The 13,075-nt window shown below is 73.0% G+C and carries 14 protein-coding genes; 9 read left to right on the top strand and 5 right to left on the bottom strand.

Going from position 1 to position 13,075, the window contains the following annotated elements; all coding sequences use genetic code 11:
• Positions 1 to 78 precede the first annotated feature (78 nt).
• Positions 79 to 651: a transglutaminase domain-containing protein gene (locus EV562_RS12135; protein WP_166661737.1), complete on the top strand. Its 573-nt coding sequence runs from the start codon at positions 79 to 81 to the stop codon at positions 649 to 651.
• A 10-nt stretch (positions 652 to 661) separates the two neighbouring features.
• Here EV562_RS12135 and EV562_RS12130 read toward each other — a convergent pair whose 3' ends face one another.
• Entirely contained in the window at positions 662 to 1,390 is a 729-nt protein-coding gene (locus EV562_RS12130; protein ID WP_133886779.1) for a lysophospholipid acyltransferase family protein, read from the bottom strand.
• 297 nt (positions 1,391 to 1,687) lie between these two features.
• Here EV562_RS12130 and EV562_RS12125 point away from each other — a divergent pair, with 297 nt between their 5' ends.
• The 5 genes from EV562_RS12125 to EV562_RS12105 all read left to right on the top strand — a co-directional run bounded on the left by EV562_RS12125 (position 1,688) and on the right by EV562_RS12105 (position 6,180).
• The gene (locus EV562_RS12125) at positions 1,688 to 2,035 is read left to right on the top strand and encodes a thioredoxin family protein (RefSeq protein WP_133886778.1); all 348 of its coding nucleotides are present in this window, start codon (positions 1,688 to 1,690) and stop codon (positions 2,033 to 2,035) included.
• 146 nt (positions 2,036 to 2,181) lie between these two features.
• Positions 2,182 to 2,691, top strand: a complete 510-nt coding sequence (locus EV562_RS12120) for a flavin reductase family protein (protein ID WP_133886777.1) — start codon at positions 2,182 to 2,184, stop codon at positions 2,689 to 2,691.
• A gap of 220 nt (positions 2,692 to 2,911) precedes the next feature.
• On the top strand, positions 2,912 to 3,700 hold the full coding sequence (locus tag EV562_RS12115) for an electron transfer flavoprotein subunit beta/FixA family protein (RefSeq protein WP_133886776.1): 789 nt from the start codon (positions 2,912 to 2,914) through the stop codon (positions 3,698 to 3,700).
• A gap of 52 nt (positions 3,701 to 3,752) precedes the next feature.
• Complete coding sequence (locus EV562_RS12110; RefSeq protein ID WP_133886775.1) at positions 3,753 to 4,715, top strand: electron transfer flavoprotein subunit alpha/FixB family protein; 963 nt, start codon at positions 3,753 to 3,755, stop codon at positions 4,713 to 4,715.
• A gap of 166 nt (positions 4,716 to 4,881) precedes the next feature.
• Positions 4,882 to 6,180, top strand: coding sequence for an aldolase/citrate lyase family protein (locus EV562_RS12105; RefSeq protein ID WP_133886774.1), 1,299 nt, complete (start codon positions 4,882 to 4,884; stop codon positions 6,178 to 6,180).
• On the opposite strand, the gene EV562_RS12100 is transcribed toward EV562_RS12105, so the two are convergent.
• Positions 6,161 to 7,027, bottom strand: coding sequence for a hypothetical protein (locus EV562_RS12100; RefSeq protein WP_133886773.1), 867 nt, complete (start codon positions 7,025 to 7,027; stop codon positions 6,161 to 6,163). The two genes, EV562_RS12105 and EV562_RS12100, sit on opposite strands and share 20 nt — an antisense overlap.
• Before the next feature lie 43 nt (positions 7,028 to 7,070).
• Positions 7,071 to 8,147, bottom strand: coding sequence for a LacI family DNA-binding transcriptional regulator (locus EV562_RS12095; protein ID WP_166661736.1), 1,077 nt, complete (start codon positions 8,145 to 8,147; stop codon positions 7,071 to 7,073).
• A gap of 226 nt (positions 8,148 to 8,373) precedes the next feature.
• Between EV562_RS12095 and EV562_RS12090 the strand changes: the two genes are divergently transcribed.
• The 3 genes from EV562_RS12090 to EV562_RS12080 all read left to right on the top strand — a co-directional run bounded on the left by EV562_RS12090 (position 8,374) and on the right by EV562_RS12080 (position 10,824).
• Complete coding sequence (locus EV562_RS12090; RefSeq protein ID WP_133886772.1) at positions 8,374 to 9,327, top strand: ROK family protein; 954 nt, start codon at positions 8,374 to 8,376, stop codon at positions 9,325 to 9,327.
• 90 nt (positions 9,328 to 9,417) lie between these two features.
• On the top strand, positions 9,418 to 9,612 hold the full coding sequence (locus EV562_RS12085; protein WP_133886771.1) for a hypothetical protein: 195 nt from the start codon (positions 9,418 to 9,420) through the stop codon (positions 9,610 to 9,612).
• Between the two features lie 168 nt (positions 9,613 to 9,780).
• Positions 9,781 to 10,824, top strand: a complete 1,044-nt coding sequence (locus EV562_RS12080) for an NUDIX domain-containing protein (RefSeq protein ID WP_133886770.1) — start codon at positions 9,781 to 9,783, stop codon at positions 10,822 to 10,824.
• A gap of 2 nt (positions 10,825 to 10,826) precedes the next feature.
• Here EV562_RS12080 and EV562_RS12075 read toward each other — a convergent pair whose 3' ends face one another.
• Positions 10,827 to 11,531, bottom strand: a complete 705-nt coding sequence (locus EV562_RS12075) for an MBL fold metallo-hydrolase (RefSeq protein ID WP_133886769.1) — start codon at positions 11,529 to 11,531, stop codon at positions 10,827 to 10,829.
• A 74-nt stretch (positions 11,532 to 11,605) separates the two neighbouring features.
• On the bottom strand, positions 11,606 to 12,961 hold the full coding sequence (locus EV562_RS12070; protein WP_133886768.1) for a dipeptidase: 1,356 nt from the start codon (positions 12,959 to 12,961) through the stop codon (positions 11,606 to 11,608).
• Between the last annotated feature and the right edge of the window lie 114 nt (positions 12,962 to 13,075).

The following is a 13,075-nucleotide window of genomic DNA, read 5'->3' as shown; positions in this document are numbered from 1 at the left end:
AGGCAGTTTATGCATAGGTATGCGGTCACCTGAAAAGTCATTGACTGACGGGTGATCGCTTTCCTATGCTCTGCCGACATGGAGCTGATCCAGCAAACCCCTGACCTGTCCGCTTACCTGGCGTCGGACGAGGCCATCGACCACGAGCACCCGCGCGTGCGGGAGACGGCCGGCCTGCTCGCCAAGGAGGCGGAGGACTCGTATGCCTATGCGCGGCTGGCCTTCGAGTTCGTGCGCGACACGATTCCGCACTCGCAGGACTCCGGGGACCCGCGCGTCACCTGGCGGGCCTCCGACGTCCTGGAGCAGCGCACCGGCATCTGCTATGCCAAGGCCCACGCGCTGGCCGCGCTGCTGCGGGCCGAGGACATCCCCACCGCGCTGTGCTATCAGCGGTTCGACGTGGTGCACGGGCTGGTCGCGGTACGCCTCGACGGTGCGTGGCACCGGCAGGACCCGCGCGGTAACAAGCCCGGCGTGAACGCGCGGTTCTCCCTGCGGGGGGAGCGACTGGCCTTCACGCCGGACCGGGCGGCGGGCGAGGCGGACTACCCGGAGCTGTACGCGGCGCCGCATCCGGCGGTGCTGGACGCCCTGAAGACGGCCACCGACCGCCGTCACCTGTGGGAGACGCTCCCGGCCGCTCTGTGAGGCGTGCGGCTCAGTGCGCCTGGGCGGTGCGCAGCTGCTCGGGCGTCGGAGCCGTGCCGCCGAGATGGGCCGGCATCCACCAGGTGTCGTCGGCCCCCTTGGGACGGACCGGGTACGCGCGCTGCGCCGCCTCCAGCAGCTCCTGCACGCGCTCGCGCAGCCGCCGGGTGATGGCGCCCGCGTACTGATCGCGCGGGGCCTCCATCGCCTCGCCGACCCGGATGGTGATGGGGGTGTGGCTGCGCTTGAAGTTGCGCGGGTGGCCCTTGGTCCACAGGCGCTGGGTGCCCCACAGTGCCATCGGCACCAGCGGGACGTCCGCCTCCTGCGCGAGCCGCGCGGCTCCCGACTTGAAGCTCTTCAGGGTGAACGACTCGGAGATCGTCGCCTCCGGGAAGACCCCGACGATCTCCCCGGACTTCAGCGAGTCGAGGGCGTGGGCGTAGGCCGTCTCGCCCTGCTTGCGGTCCACCGGGATGTGCTTCATCCCGCGCATCAGCGGACCGGAGACGCGGTGCCGGAAGACCGACTCCTTCGCCATGAAGCGCACCAGCCGCTTCTGCGGCAGTGCGGCCAGACCGTCGAAGATGAAGTCCAGGTAGCTGATGTGGTTGCTCACCAGCACGGCGCCGCCCGAGCGCGGGATGTTCTCCGATCCCTGGCAGTCGATCTTGAGGTCCCACGCCTTGAACAGGGTGCGGGCGAGACCGATCACCGGGCGGTAGACGAGTTCTGCCATGGGCGGGTCGAACCCTTCCTTGTCAGCCTGGGAAGGGGGCTCCCAGTCGAAAGTTACGCAGCCGTAGGTTTACGGCTTGTCGCAGATCGTGCCCCAAGAACGGCCGGTGTACCAGCCTTGGTGCCCGGGTGCGGCGAGATCCTCATCACTCGCGCGGCCCCGGTGTGGCCGAAAAGCGATGGTGAGCGGGAATCTCCGCCGCCCCGCGAGCGCTGCACCTTCGGAGAACGGACCGGCGGCGCGCGGGTGAACGCGTGCCGATGAGTGCCGCGACGGCGGCGGAACGGGGGCGCGCCGATGCGCGAGCGGCACGACGGCAGGCGGTCCGGGGCCGCCGTCCCTCGGCTGGGTGCGGCCGACCTGGGTGCGGAACTCGGCCCGCGCGCGACGCTGGTGCAGTTCTCCAGCGCCTTCTGCGCGCCCTGCCGGGCCACCCGGAGGGTCCTCGGCGAGGTGGCCGGTATGGTCCCCGGCGTGGCCCACGTCGAGATCGACGCCGAGGGCCACCTGGAGCTCGTCCGCGCCCTCGACGTGGTCAAGACCCCCACCGTGCTGGTGCTGGACGCCGACGGCCGTGTCGTACGCCGTGCCGTGGGCCTGCCGCGCAAGGCGGACGTCGTCGCGGCGTTGGGCGAGGCGGTGTGACGAGCGACACGGCAGTGGCGAGGTCTTCTCCACAGCTTCGAGACCCCTGGACGTAATTGACTGTGTGTACCACCCGTCGTCAGCCTGCCCCCGCGTCCCGTTCCCCGCTCCCGGGGCCGAGGCGCGACGCGGAAGGAGGGACCCGCATGCCGGTCGGCCCCGACCTCGCCGCGCCGCGGCCCGCCACTGACGACCTGCTGCGGTCCGTCTTCCGGCGGCACGCGGCGGGCGTCGCCGTGATCACCGCGCGCGGTCCCGGCGGCCCGGTCGGTTTCACGGCCACGTCCCTCACCTCGGTCTCCGCCCGCCCGCCGCTGCTCTCCTTCGGGATCGGCACCGGTTCGTCGAGCTGGCCCGCGGTGTCCGAGGCCGAGCACGTCGGCGTCCATCTGCTCGGTGAGCACCAGGAGGAGCTCGCGGCCACCTTCGCCCGCAGCGGCGCCGACCGCTTCGCGGCGCCCACTGCCTGGCGGGAGGGGCCGAAGGGGGTGCCCGTACTGGACGGTGTGCTCGCCTGGCTGGTGTGCCGTGCGGTCGCCCGGGTGCCCGCCGGGGACCACCGGATCGTGCTGGCGGAGGTCCTCCTCGGCGACCCGGCGGGAGAGGGCAGGCCACTCCTGTACCACCAGGGGCGCTACCGGGGGCTGCGCGACTGACCGGCCCGCGGGGCGCCTTCTGCGGGGGTGTCGGGTTCCGGTTACGCTGCGTTGCGAAGGTCACAGTTCAAAGCGCTTGCTTAGCGGGAAAGAACTGGATGTACTGACGAGTAATATTCCGGGCGGAGCGCGGGTCGCCCCGACCGGGATCGGCCGCTTGGGGCGCCTATGCTGCCTGCAAGAGGCAGCACTGAAATGTCGACGCAGTAGGAGAGCCGGCGTGAGCTTGAGGATCGTTGTCACTGTGAAGTACGTGCCCGACGCCACTGGCGACCGGCACTTCGCCGATGACCTGACCGTCGACCGGGACGACGTGGACGGTCTGCTCTCCGAGCTGGACGAGTACGCGGTCGAGCAGGCGCTGCAGATCTCGGAGAACTCGGACGACGACGTGGAGGTCACCGTCCTGACGGTGGGCCCCGAGGACGCCAAGGACGCCCTGCGCAAGGCGCTGTCCATGGGTGCGGACAAGGCGATCCACGTCGAGGACGACGACCTGCACGGCACCGACGCCATCGGCACCTCCCTGGTGCTGGCCAAGGCGATCGAGAAGGCCGGCTACGACCTGGTCGTCTCCGGCATGGCCTCCACCGACGGCACCATGGGCGTCGTCCCGGCCCTGCTCGCGGAGCGCCTGGGCGTGCCGCAGGTGACGCTGCTGTCCGAGGTCTCGGTCGAGGGCACCACGGTCAAGGGCCGTCGCGACGGCGACGCGGCCACGGAGCAGCTGGAGGCGTCGCTGCCGGCGGTCGTGTCGGTCACCGACCAGTCGGGCGAGGCCCGTTACCCGTCCTTCAAGGGCATCATGGCGGCCAAGAAGAAGCCGGTGGAGTCCTGGGACCTGTCCGACCTCGACATCGACGAGGACGAGGTCGGCCTGGAGAACGCGTACACGGTCGTGGAGTCGGCGGCCGAGCGTCCGGCGCGCAGCGCGGGCACGATCGTCAAGGACGAGGGCGAGGGCGGCAAGCAGCTCGCTGAGTTCCTCGTGGGCCAGAAGTTCATCTGAGCCCGCCCCCTTACCGCCCCTCATCTTTCGCAAGCAGGAGAGAAGAAGTCCCATGGCTGAAGTTCTCGTCTACGTCGATCACGTGGACGGCGCCGTCCGCAAGCCGACCCTGGAGCTGCTGACGCTGGCCCGCCGCGTGGGCGAGCCCGTCGCCGTCGCGCTGGGCAACGGTGCCGGTGACACCGCCGCCGCCCTCGCCGAGCACGGCGCGGTCAAGGTCCTCACCCACGAGGCCGCCGAGTACGCCGACTACCTGGTCGTACCCAAGGTGGACGCCCTGCAGGCCGCCGTCGCCGCGGTCTCCCCGGCCGCCGTGCTGGTCCCGTCCTCCGCCGAGGGCAAGGAGATCGCCGCCCGCCTGGCGCTGCGTCTCGGATCGGGCGTCATCACCGACGCCGTCGACCTGGAGGCCGGCGACGAGGGCCCGGTGGCCACCCAGTCGGTGTTCGCCGCCGCCTTCACCACCAAGTCCCGTGTCTCCAAGGGCACTCCGGTCATCACGGTCAAGCCGAACTCGGCCGCCGTGGAGCCCGCCCCGGCCGCCGGCACCGTCGAGGCCCTGTCGGTCACCTTCTCCGACGCCGCGACCGGCACCAAGGTCACCGCGCGCACCCCGCGCGAGTCGACCGGACGTCCGGAGCTGACCGAGGCCGCGATCGTGGTCTCCGGCGGCCGCGGTGTCAACGGCGCGGAGAACTTCGCGATCATCGAGGCGCTGGCCGACTCGCTCGGTGCGGCCGTCGGTGCCTCGCGCGCCGCGGTGGACGCGGGCTGGTACCCGCACACCAACCAGGTCGGCCAGACCGGCAAGTCCGTCTCGCCGCAGCTGTACATCGCCTCCGGCATCTCCGGCGCGATCCAGCACCGCGCGGGCATGCAGACCTCGAAGACGATCGTGGCGATCAACAAGGACGCCGAGGCCCCGATCTTCGAGCTGGTCGACTACGGCGTCGTCGGCGACCTCTTCGACGTCGTCCCGCAGCTCACCGAGGAGGTCAAGTCCCGCAAGGGCTGACCCTCCCGGCCGCAGCACATGCCGAGGCCCCCGCGACCGTCCGTGGTCGCGGGGGCCTCGGCACGTGCGCAGGATGGGTGTTGACCGGCGGGAGACCGACAGATAACTTCGCTCTACGGATAAGTGATTCCGTTCAGCGGAAAAACGAACATCAGGAGGGTGTCGGATGGGTCAGCAGGAGAAGGTGGCAACGAGCCTCGCGGGCGCCGTCGGCGAGGAGATCAGTGCCTCCCTCGCACCGGTCGACGCGGAGCTGGAGCGCCGCTACCCCGGAGACCCGGGCACCCGCCAGCCCGTCCACACCGTCTACGTCCCCGGCGACGTCTTCGCCGCCGACACGATCCGCTCCTGGGGCGACCGGGCCCTCGCGGCCCTCGACGAGCACGCCCCGGACGCCGCCTCGTTCGCCGCGGTGCTCGGCCTCGCCGACGACCTCGCCGAGCCCGTGTACGCGCGCGTGCGCGCCAAGCTGGAGCGCGAGCCGGTCGAGGACCTGCGCGTCGACTTCGAGGACGGCTACGGCAACCGTACGGACGCCGAGGAGGACGAGGCGGCCGCCCGCGCGGCCCGGCTGGTCGCCGAGGCGTACGAACAGGGCACCGCGGCCCCGTACATGGGTATCCGCATGAAGTGCATGGAGGCGCCGGTGCGCGCCCGGGGCATCCGCACCCTCGACGTCTTCCTCAGCGGGCTGATGGAGGCCGGCGGCCTGCCCGACGGTCTGGTCCTCACCCTGCCCAAGGTGACCTACCCCGAGCAGGTCACCGCCATGGTGCGGCTCCTGGAGGCGTTCGAGAAGGCGCGCGGTCTCACGCCGGGCCGGATCGGCTTCGAGATCCAGATCGAGACCAGCCAGTCCATCCTGGCCGCCGACGGCACGGCCACCGTCGCCCGCATGATCCAGGCCGCCGAGGGCCGCGCCACCGGCCTGCACTACGGCACCTTCGACTACAGCGCCTGCCTCGGCGTCTCCGCCGCCCACCAGGCCAGCGACCACCCGGCCGCCGACCACGCCAAGGCGGTCATGCAGGTCGCCGCGGCCGGCACCGGCGTCCGCGTCTCGGACGGCTCCACCAACGTCCTGCCGGTCGGCCCCACCGCGCAGGTCCACGACGCCTGGCGGCTGCACTACGGCCTCACCCGCCGTGCCCTGGCCCGCGCCTACTACCAGGGCTGGGACATGCACCCCGGCCACATCCCCACCCGGTACGCGGCCGTCTTCGCCTTCTACCGCGAGGGCTTCGAGCAGGCCGCCGCCCGCCTCGCCCGCTACGCCAACCGCACCGGCGGCGACGTCATGGACGAGCCCGCCACCGCCAAGGCCCTCAGCGGCTACCTGCTGCGCGGCCTGGACTGCGGCGCCCTCGACATCGGCGAGGTCGCCCGGCTGACCGGCCTGACCCGCGCCGACCTGGAGGGCTTCTCGGGCCCGCGGCGCGGCGACCTCACGGCATCGGCGCAGTAGACCCCGGCCCCGCCGGCGGCCGCGTCCCGGCGAAGGGATCGTCCGGCCCGGAGCCCGCGTACCGCTCCAGGCCGGACGCCGTCACCCGCCGCTCCTCGGCGAACAGGCGCGTCCCCCGGTCGCACAGCCGCCGGTCCGCCCGAGCCCTGGCGCAGAACTCCTCCGGCGTCCGGCCGAACAGCTCCCGCAGCCGGGCCGAACCGTCCAGCAGCTCGGTGATCAGCGGCCGTTGCTCGCCCGGATGCCGCCGCGGCGCACCGGTGCCGTCGTGCAGCACGCCGTGACGGTTGACGTACGCGTACGCGCCGCGCAGCACCGAGCCGTCACCCGGCTCGACGCGCACCTCGGGCGCGGGCAGCCAGACGCGGTCGAAGTTGCCGCCCGCCATCGGCACGCCCTCGCTCGCGTCGATCACCGTGAGCTGCTCGGCGTCCAGCCACAGGACGAACAGCTCCCGTACGACGCCGGGGGCGGCCACCGGCGAGGCGGACACGTAGCCCATGCGGCTCACGTGCGCGGAGACGCCGATGTCCAGGCCGGTGACCCGCGACCTCACCATCGGGATCGGCGAGGCGATCCCGAACTCGGCCATCTTGTGCCGCAGCTGGCCCGGACTCGCGTTGGAGCCGATCGCCAGCACCGGGACCCGGCGGTCGGCGTCCTCGGGCACCGGCTGCTCCAGCGGCAGCAACCGGTCCCCGTCCAGCAGCCCGGACTCACGGGGCCAGGCGCCCGGGTACAGCAGCGGCTCCTCGCGCGGCACCCCGGCCAGCCCGAGCGCCGCCAGGGTCCGGTCCCCGCCGGGCGGCCGCGCGGTCTCCCGGCCCTGGTGCGGTGGTCGCGACACGGTGTGGTTCCTCCCGGCGGCGGTGCGTGGGGCGGGCGGCCCGTCAGTGCGAGGGCGGCAGCTCGCCCGAGCCCCGGGTGACCAGTCTGGTCGGCAGTTCGATGCGGTCGGGCGCGAGCAGGGTGCCGTCCAGCTGCCGGAAGAGCCGCTCGGCGGCGGTGCGGCCGAGGGCCGCCGCGTCCTGCGCGACCACGGTGACGCCCGGCCGGAGCAGGTCGGCCAGTTCGATGTCGTCGAAGCCGACCAGGGCCACGGCCCGGGTGTGCTCGGCCAGGACCCGGATCACGGTGACCGTCACCCGGTTGTTGCCCGTGAAGATCGCGGTGACCGGGTGCGGATCGGCGAGCATCTCCTCGGCCGCCCGGCGCACCCGCACCGGATCGGTGACGCCCAGGGACATCCAGGAGTCCTCGACCGGTATCCCGGCGTCCTCCATGGCGGCCCGGTAGCCGCGCAGCCGCTCGGCGGCGGTGTGGATGCGGGGCATGTCGCCGATGAAGCCGATCCTGCGGTGCCCGTGCGCGATCAGGTGCGCCACGCCGTCCCGGGCACCGCCGAAGTTGTCCGACACCACCACGTCCGCGTCGATCTGCCCCGCCGGACGGTCCACGAACACCGTGGCGACGCCCGCCTTCAGCTCCGGCTCCAGGTACCGGTGGTCGTCACCGGCGGGAATCACCACGAGACCGTCCACGCGCCGCGCGCACAGCGCCAGCACCAGCTCCTGCTCGCGCTCCGGGTCCTCCGCGCTCGATCCGTTGATCAGCAGCGCTCCGTGGGCGCGGGCGACCTCCTCGACGGCGCGGCTGAGCGGCCCGTAGAACGGGTCCGCCAGGTCCTCCAGGACCAGGCCGATGCTCGCGGTGCGGCCCTTGCGCAGCACCCGCGCGCTGTCGTTGCGGCGGAAGCCCAGCGCGTCGATGGCCTCCTGGACCCGGCGCTCGGTCTCCGGGGTGACCCCGGGCTCCCCGTTGACCACCCGGGACACGGTCTTGAGGCCGACACCCGCCCGGGCGGCGACGTCCTTCATGGTCGGGCGGTTGCCGTAGCGGTTCCCGGAGAGGCGGTCTGCGCGGCGGGTCGCGTCGGGCACGGTGCGGTGTCCTGTCCTGTCGTCCACGGGGATGCGTCGGCTCCTGCTGTCCGGGGGATGTGTCGGTCATGGGCTTGTATGAGGATGTGGCGTCGAGCATAGAGCCTGGACAACGTTGTCAGATGCGGGAGACACTGTCCATCGCACTCTCCGGCCCCTCGTCCCCACCACGGGGCCGGTCGCTGCGCGCTCTTGTATACGGCTTTTTTGTACGGCTTTTTCGCTTTCGGTCCGACGGGGAGATCCGACTCTGATGCACACCGACCTCGTGGCAGCGCTGGACATCGGCGGTACCAAGATCGCCGGCGCGCTGGTGGACGGCCACGGCCGCATCCAGGCGCGCGCGCAGCGTGCGACACCGGCCCGGGAGGACGGCGACACGGTGATGGGGGCCGTCGAGGCAGTCCTCGCGGACCTGGCCGCGTCGCCCCTGTGGGGCCGGGCCACGGCCGTCGGCATCGGCAGCGCGGGCCCGGTGGACGCCTCGGAGGGCACGGTCAGCCCGGTGAACGTGCCGGGCTGGCGCGACTATCCGCTGGTCCGGCGGGTGCGGTCGGCCACCGGTGGGCTGCCCGTGGAGCTGATCGGCGACGGAGTGGCCATCACGGCCGCCGAGCACTGGCAGGGCGCGGCCCGCGGGCACGACAACGCGCTGTGCATGGTGGTGTCGACCGGCGTCGGCGGCGGCCTGGTGCTGGGCGGCCGGCTGCATCCCGGACCGACCGGCAACGCCGGTCACATCGGACACATCAGCGTCGACCTGGACGGGGATCCCTGCCCGTGCGGCGCGCGCGGCTGCGTGGAGCGCATAGCGAGCGGCCCCAACATCGCCCGCCGCGCCCTGGACGCGGGCTGGCGGCCCGGCCCGGACGGCGACACCTCCGCCGCCGCGGTCGCCGCCGCCGCCCGCGCGGGCGACCCCGTCGCCGTCGCCTCCTTCGAGCGGGCCGCGCAGGCGCTGGCCGCCGGCATCGCCGCCACCGCGACCCTGGTCGAGATCGACATCGCCGTGGTCGGCGGGGGAGTGGGCAAGGCGGGGGACGTCCTCTTCACCCCGCTGCGCAAGGCACTCACCGCGTACGCGACCCTGTCCTTCGTCCAGCGCCTCGCGGTGGTCCCCGCTCAGATGGGGACGGACGCCGGGCTGGTCGGAGCGGCCGCGGCGGCCCTGTCGACGACGGCGGGCGTGACCGCCGCGCACGTCTGAGCCCCGCGCGGCGCCGGTACGCAGTGGTGCCTTCCGGGACTTCCGGGACGGCGCCCGTGACTCCGGCGCCGCGGCGCAGTTGGACGGGGCATGAAGAAGCGCAGCATGCTCGCCCTCGCGACCCTCGCCACCGGGTTCGTCGTCGCCGCCGTCAGCCCGTCCCACGCCGCCCCGAGCGACCTCCCGCTCCACCTCGACGTGGACGACACCGTCAGCTCCCTGCAGGACACCGTCGCCACCGAGAGCCTGTCCCTCGACGGCGACACCCTGGGATCGCTGGGCTGACGCCCACGGCAGGGCCGTCCAGCCCCCGCCGGACCACGCGGCGCCGGTGCCCCGAAAGGGCGCCGGCGCCGTTGTCATATGCCCTTTTCGCCGTCCACCGACCGGGCCTGGTTTTCGTGGCAGGGTGAAGCGGGCAAGCCACAGGGGGCCAACAGAAGAGGGGGACCTGTGACCGTCGTCTGGATCAACGGCGCGTTCGGTGCGGGAAAGACCACCACCGCACGGGAACTGATCGAACTGATCCCGAACAGCACGCTCTTCGACCCCGAAGTCGTCGGCGCGGCGCTCGCACACCTGCTGCCGCCCAAACGCCTGGCGGAGGTGGGCGACTTCCAGGACCTGCCGATCTGGCGCCGACTGGTGACCGACACCGCGGCCGCGCTGCTCGCGGACCTCGGCGGGACGCTGGTGGTCCCGATGACCCTACTGCGCCAGGACTACCGGGACGAGATCTTCGGCGGCCTCGCCGCCCGCAGGATCGAGGTCCACCACATCCTGCTGGCCCCGGCGGAAACGATCCTGCGAGAGCGCATAGCCCGCCGTGAGACACCCGACGACCTGCCGGACGGCGAGATACGGGTACGGCGGTGGAGCTACGACCACATCGAGCCCTACCGCACGGCCCTCGCCTCCTGGCTCACCGCCGACGCCCACCCCGTCGACACCGGCGCCCTCACCCCGTACCAGGCCGCCGCCCGGGTGGCCGAGGCCCTCGGCAGTGGCGCCGTGCCAGCCTGCGAGATCGTACAGACACCGGAACCAACCGGCGAGACCGTCGCGGCCGGCGTCCTGCTCTTCGACGAGCGGGACCGGGTCCTGCTCGTCGACCCCACCTACAAGCCCGGCTGGGAGTTCCCCGGCGGCGTCGTCGAACCCGGCGAGGCCCCGGCCCGGGCCGGCATGCGCGAGGTCACCGAGGAGACCGGGCTCAGCCTCGACGACGTACCGGCCCTGCTGGTCGTCGACTGGGAACCACCGGCACCCCCCGCCCACGGCGGTCTGCGGCTGCTCTTCGACGGTGGCCGGCTCGACTCGGCGGACGCGGACCGGGTCCTGCTGCCCGGCGCCGAGCTGCGCGCCTGGTGCTTCGCCACCGAGGACGAGGCCGCCGCCCTGCTGCCCCCGGTCCGCTACGAACGGCTGCGCTGGGCGCTGCGGGCCCGGGAACGCGGCGCCGCGCACTACCTGGAGGCGGGCACGCCGGTCGGCTGACGTCAGCCGACGGCCCGGTACGTCCGCGCCGAGGCCCGCAGCGCCTCCCCGGCCCGTACGGTCACCGGATCCCCGTGACCGAAGCAGGCGACCTCCGTGTCCAGGTCCGCCAGCCGTCCGAAGGAGGCCACGGCCAGGTCCCGGTCGACGTTGAACACACCGAGCATCACACCGCCGTCGACCGGCGACACGGCGACCGCGTCGCCCGTGCACAGCACGCCGTGGGACGGGAGGTGCACCGCGATGCTCCCGTCCGTGTGGCCCGGCGCGTGCACGACCCGGGCCCCGCCGCCGAAGTCCAGGACGTCACCGTCCACCACCTCCGTCACCCGGGCCGGCCGGGCGAAACCACCCCGCGGCAGCCGGCGCACGGCGTCCGCGTGCAACGGACGCTCCCAGTCCTCGAAGACGGGCGGCGGACCGGGCAGCTCGCCCCGCACGAAGGGCGCCTCGACGGTGTGCGCGACCACTTCGGCCCCGGTCAGCGCGGCGACCTCCTGGGCCCCGCCCGCGTGGTCCTCGTGGAAGTGGGTGAGCACCACACGCCGCAGCCGGCCGGCTGCCTCCGCGGCCTCGACGACACGCGCTCCGTACCCGGCAGGCCCCGCGTCGATGAGCGTCACCTCGTCACCGTCGCGCCAGAGGTAGGCCTGACCGACCGGGAAGCGCAGCAGACTCAGCCGCGGGAGGAGTTCGACGACATCCATACGGCGACCGTAGACAGGGCCCCGCCCGGTGGCGAGGCCCTCTGCCGACGGCAGAACGCGAAACGCGACCCGGCTCAGCTCGCGGCGTAGTTGAGCAGGAAGTGCGCCTCCGCCACCGACAGCCGCTCCAGCTCCTCCGGGGACACGCTCTCGTTCACGGCGTGGATCTGGGCCTCGGGCTCGCTCAGGCCGATCAGCAGGATCTCCGCGTCCGGGTAGAGGGCCGCCAGGGTGTTGCACAGCGGGATCGAGCCGCCCTGACCGGCGTACTGCATCTCCTCGCCGGGGTACGCCACCGCCATCGCGTCCGCCATGGCCTGGTAGGCGGGGCTCGTGGTGTCGGCGCGGAACGCCTGGCCCTGGCCGATCTGCTCGACGGCGACCCGGGCACCCCACGGCGTCCGCGCCTCCAGGTGGGCCCGAAGCAGCTTGGTGGCCTCGGCCGCGTCCACGCCCGGCGGCACCCGCAGGCTCACCAGCGCCCGCGCACCCGCCTGCACCGACGGGGTGGCGCCGACGACCGGCGGGCAGTCGATGCCGAGCACCGTGACGGCCGGCCGCGCCCAGATCCGGTCGGCGACGGAGCCGCTGCCGATCAGCTCCACACCGTCCAGCACCCGTGCGTCCCGGCGGAACTGCTCCTCGTCGTAGACCAGCCCCTCCCAGGTGCTGTCCGCCACGAGCCCGTCGACGGTCGTCGAGCCGTCCTCGGCGCGCAGCGAGTCCAGTACGCGGATCAGGGCGCCGAGGGCGTCGGGTGCCGCACCGCCGAACTGGCCGGAGTGCAGGTTGCCTTCGAGCGTGTCGACCTGCACGCGCAGCATCGTCATGCCGCGCAGCGTGGAGGTGACCGTCGGCAGGCCGACGCGGAAGTTGCCCGCGTCGCCGATGACGACGGTGTCCGCGGCCAGCAGCTCGGGGTGCGCCTCCGCGTACCGCTCCAGGCCGCCCGTGCCCTGCTCCTCGGAACCCTCGGCGATCACCTTGACGTGCACCGGCACGCCGCCGTTGGCCTTCAGGGCGCGCAGCGCGAGCAGGTGCATCAGCACGCCGCCCTTGCAGTCCGCGGTGCCCCGTCCGTACCAGCGGCCGTCGCGCTCGGTCAGCTCGAACGGCGGAGTGGCCCAGCCGGCCTCGTCCAGCGGCGGCTGCACGTCGTAGTGGGCGTAGAGCAGCACCGTCTTCGCGCCCTCGGGGCCGGGCAGGTACCCGTACACCGACTGCGTGCCGTCCGGCGTGTCCAGCAGGGCGACGTCCTGGAAGCCCTCGGCGCGCAGGGCCGTCGCTATCCAGTCGGCGGCCCCCTCGCTCTCGCTGCGCGGGAACTGTTCGAAGTCGGCCACCGACCTGAAGGCCACCAGCGCGGCGAGCTCCTCCTTCGCGCGGGGCATCAGCGAAGCGACGGTCTCGGCGACCGGATTCGGCGACATGGGCACGCTCCTTGTGGGTGCGACGTTGTACCAAGGAGTACTTGGAATGATCGGGCCGATCCTCCCACAGTGGCCTGCGGCGATGCCCGCCGTAGGATGCGGGGGTCAGGTGCG

Origin of the sequence: Streptomyces sp. BK208, from assembly GCF_004364245.1 — a bacterium.
Taxonomy (GTDB): domain Bacteria; phylum Actinomycetota; class Actinomycetes; order Streptomycetales; family Streptomycetaceae; genus Streptomyces.
Note: the sequence above shows the minus strand (reverse complement) of the source record. Positions and strands in the feature narration are given on the sequence as shown.

Coding starts and splice junctions, on each gene's coding strand:
- EV562_RS12135 (WP_166661737.1), top strand. CDS start 79: ATGGAGCTGATCCAGCAAACCCCTGACCTGTCCGCTTACCTGGCGTCG.
- EV562_RS12125 (WP_133886778.1), top strand. CDS start 1,688: ATGCGCGAGCGGCACGACGGCAGGCGGTCCGGGGCCGCCGTCCCTCGG.
- EV562_RS12090 (WP_133886772.1), top strand. CDS start 8,374: ATGCACACCGACCTCGTGGCAGCGCTGGACATCGGCGGTACCAAGATC.
- EV562_RS12085 (WP_133886771.1), top strand. CDS start 9,418: ATGAAGAAGCGCAGCATGCTCGCCCTCGCGACCCTCGCCACCGGGTTC.
- EV562_RS12120 (WP_133886777.1), top strand. CDS start 2,182: ATGCCGGTCGGCCCCGACCTCGCCGCGCCGCGGCCCGCCACTGACGAC.
- EV562_RS12070 (WP_133886768.1), bottom strand. CDS start 12,961: ATGTCGCCGAATCCGGTCGCCGAGACCGTCGCTTCGCTGATGCCCCGC.
- EV562_RS12075 (WP_133886769.1), bottom strand. CDS start 11,531: ATGGATGTCGTCGAACTCCTCCCGCGGCTGAGTCTGCTGCGCTTCCCG.
- EV562_RS12105 (WP_133886774.1), top strand. CDS start 4,882: ATGGGTCAGCAGGAGAAGGTGGCAACGAGCCTCGCGGGCGCCGTCGGC.
- EV562_RS12130 (WP_133886779.1), bottom strand. CDS start 1,390: ATGGCAGAACTCGTCTACCGCCCGGTGATCGGTCTCGCCCGCACCCTG.
- EV562_RS12110 (WP_133886775.1), top strand. CDS start 3,753: ATGGCTGAAGTTCTCGTCTACGTCGATCACGTGGACGGCGCCGTCCGC.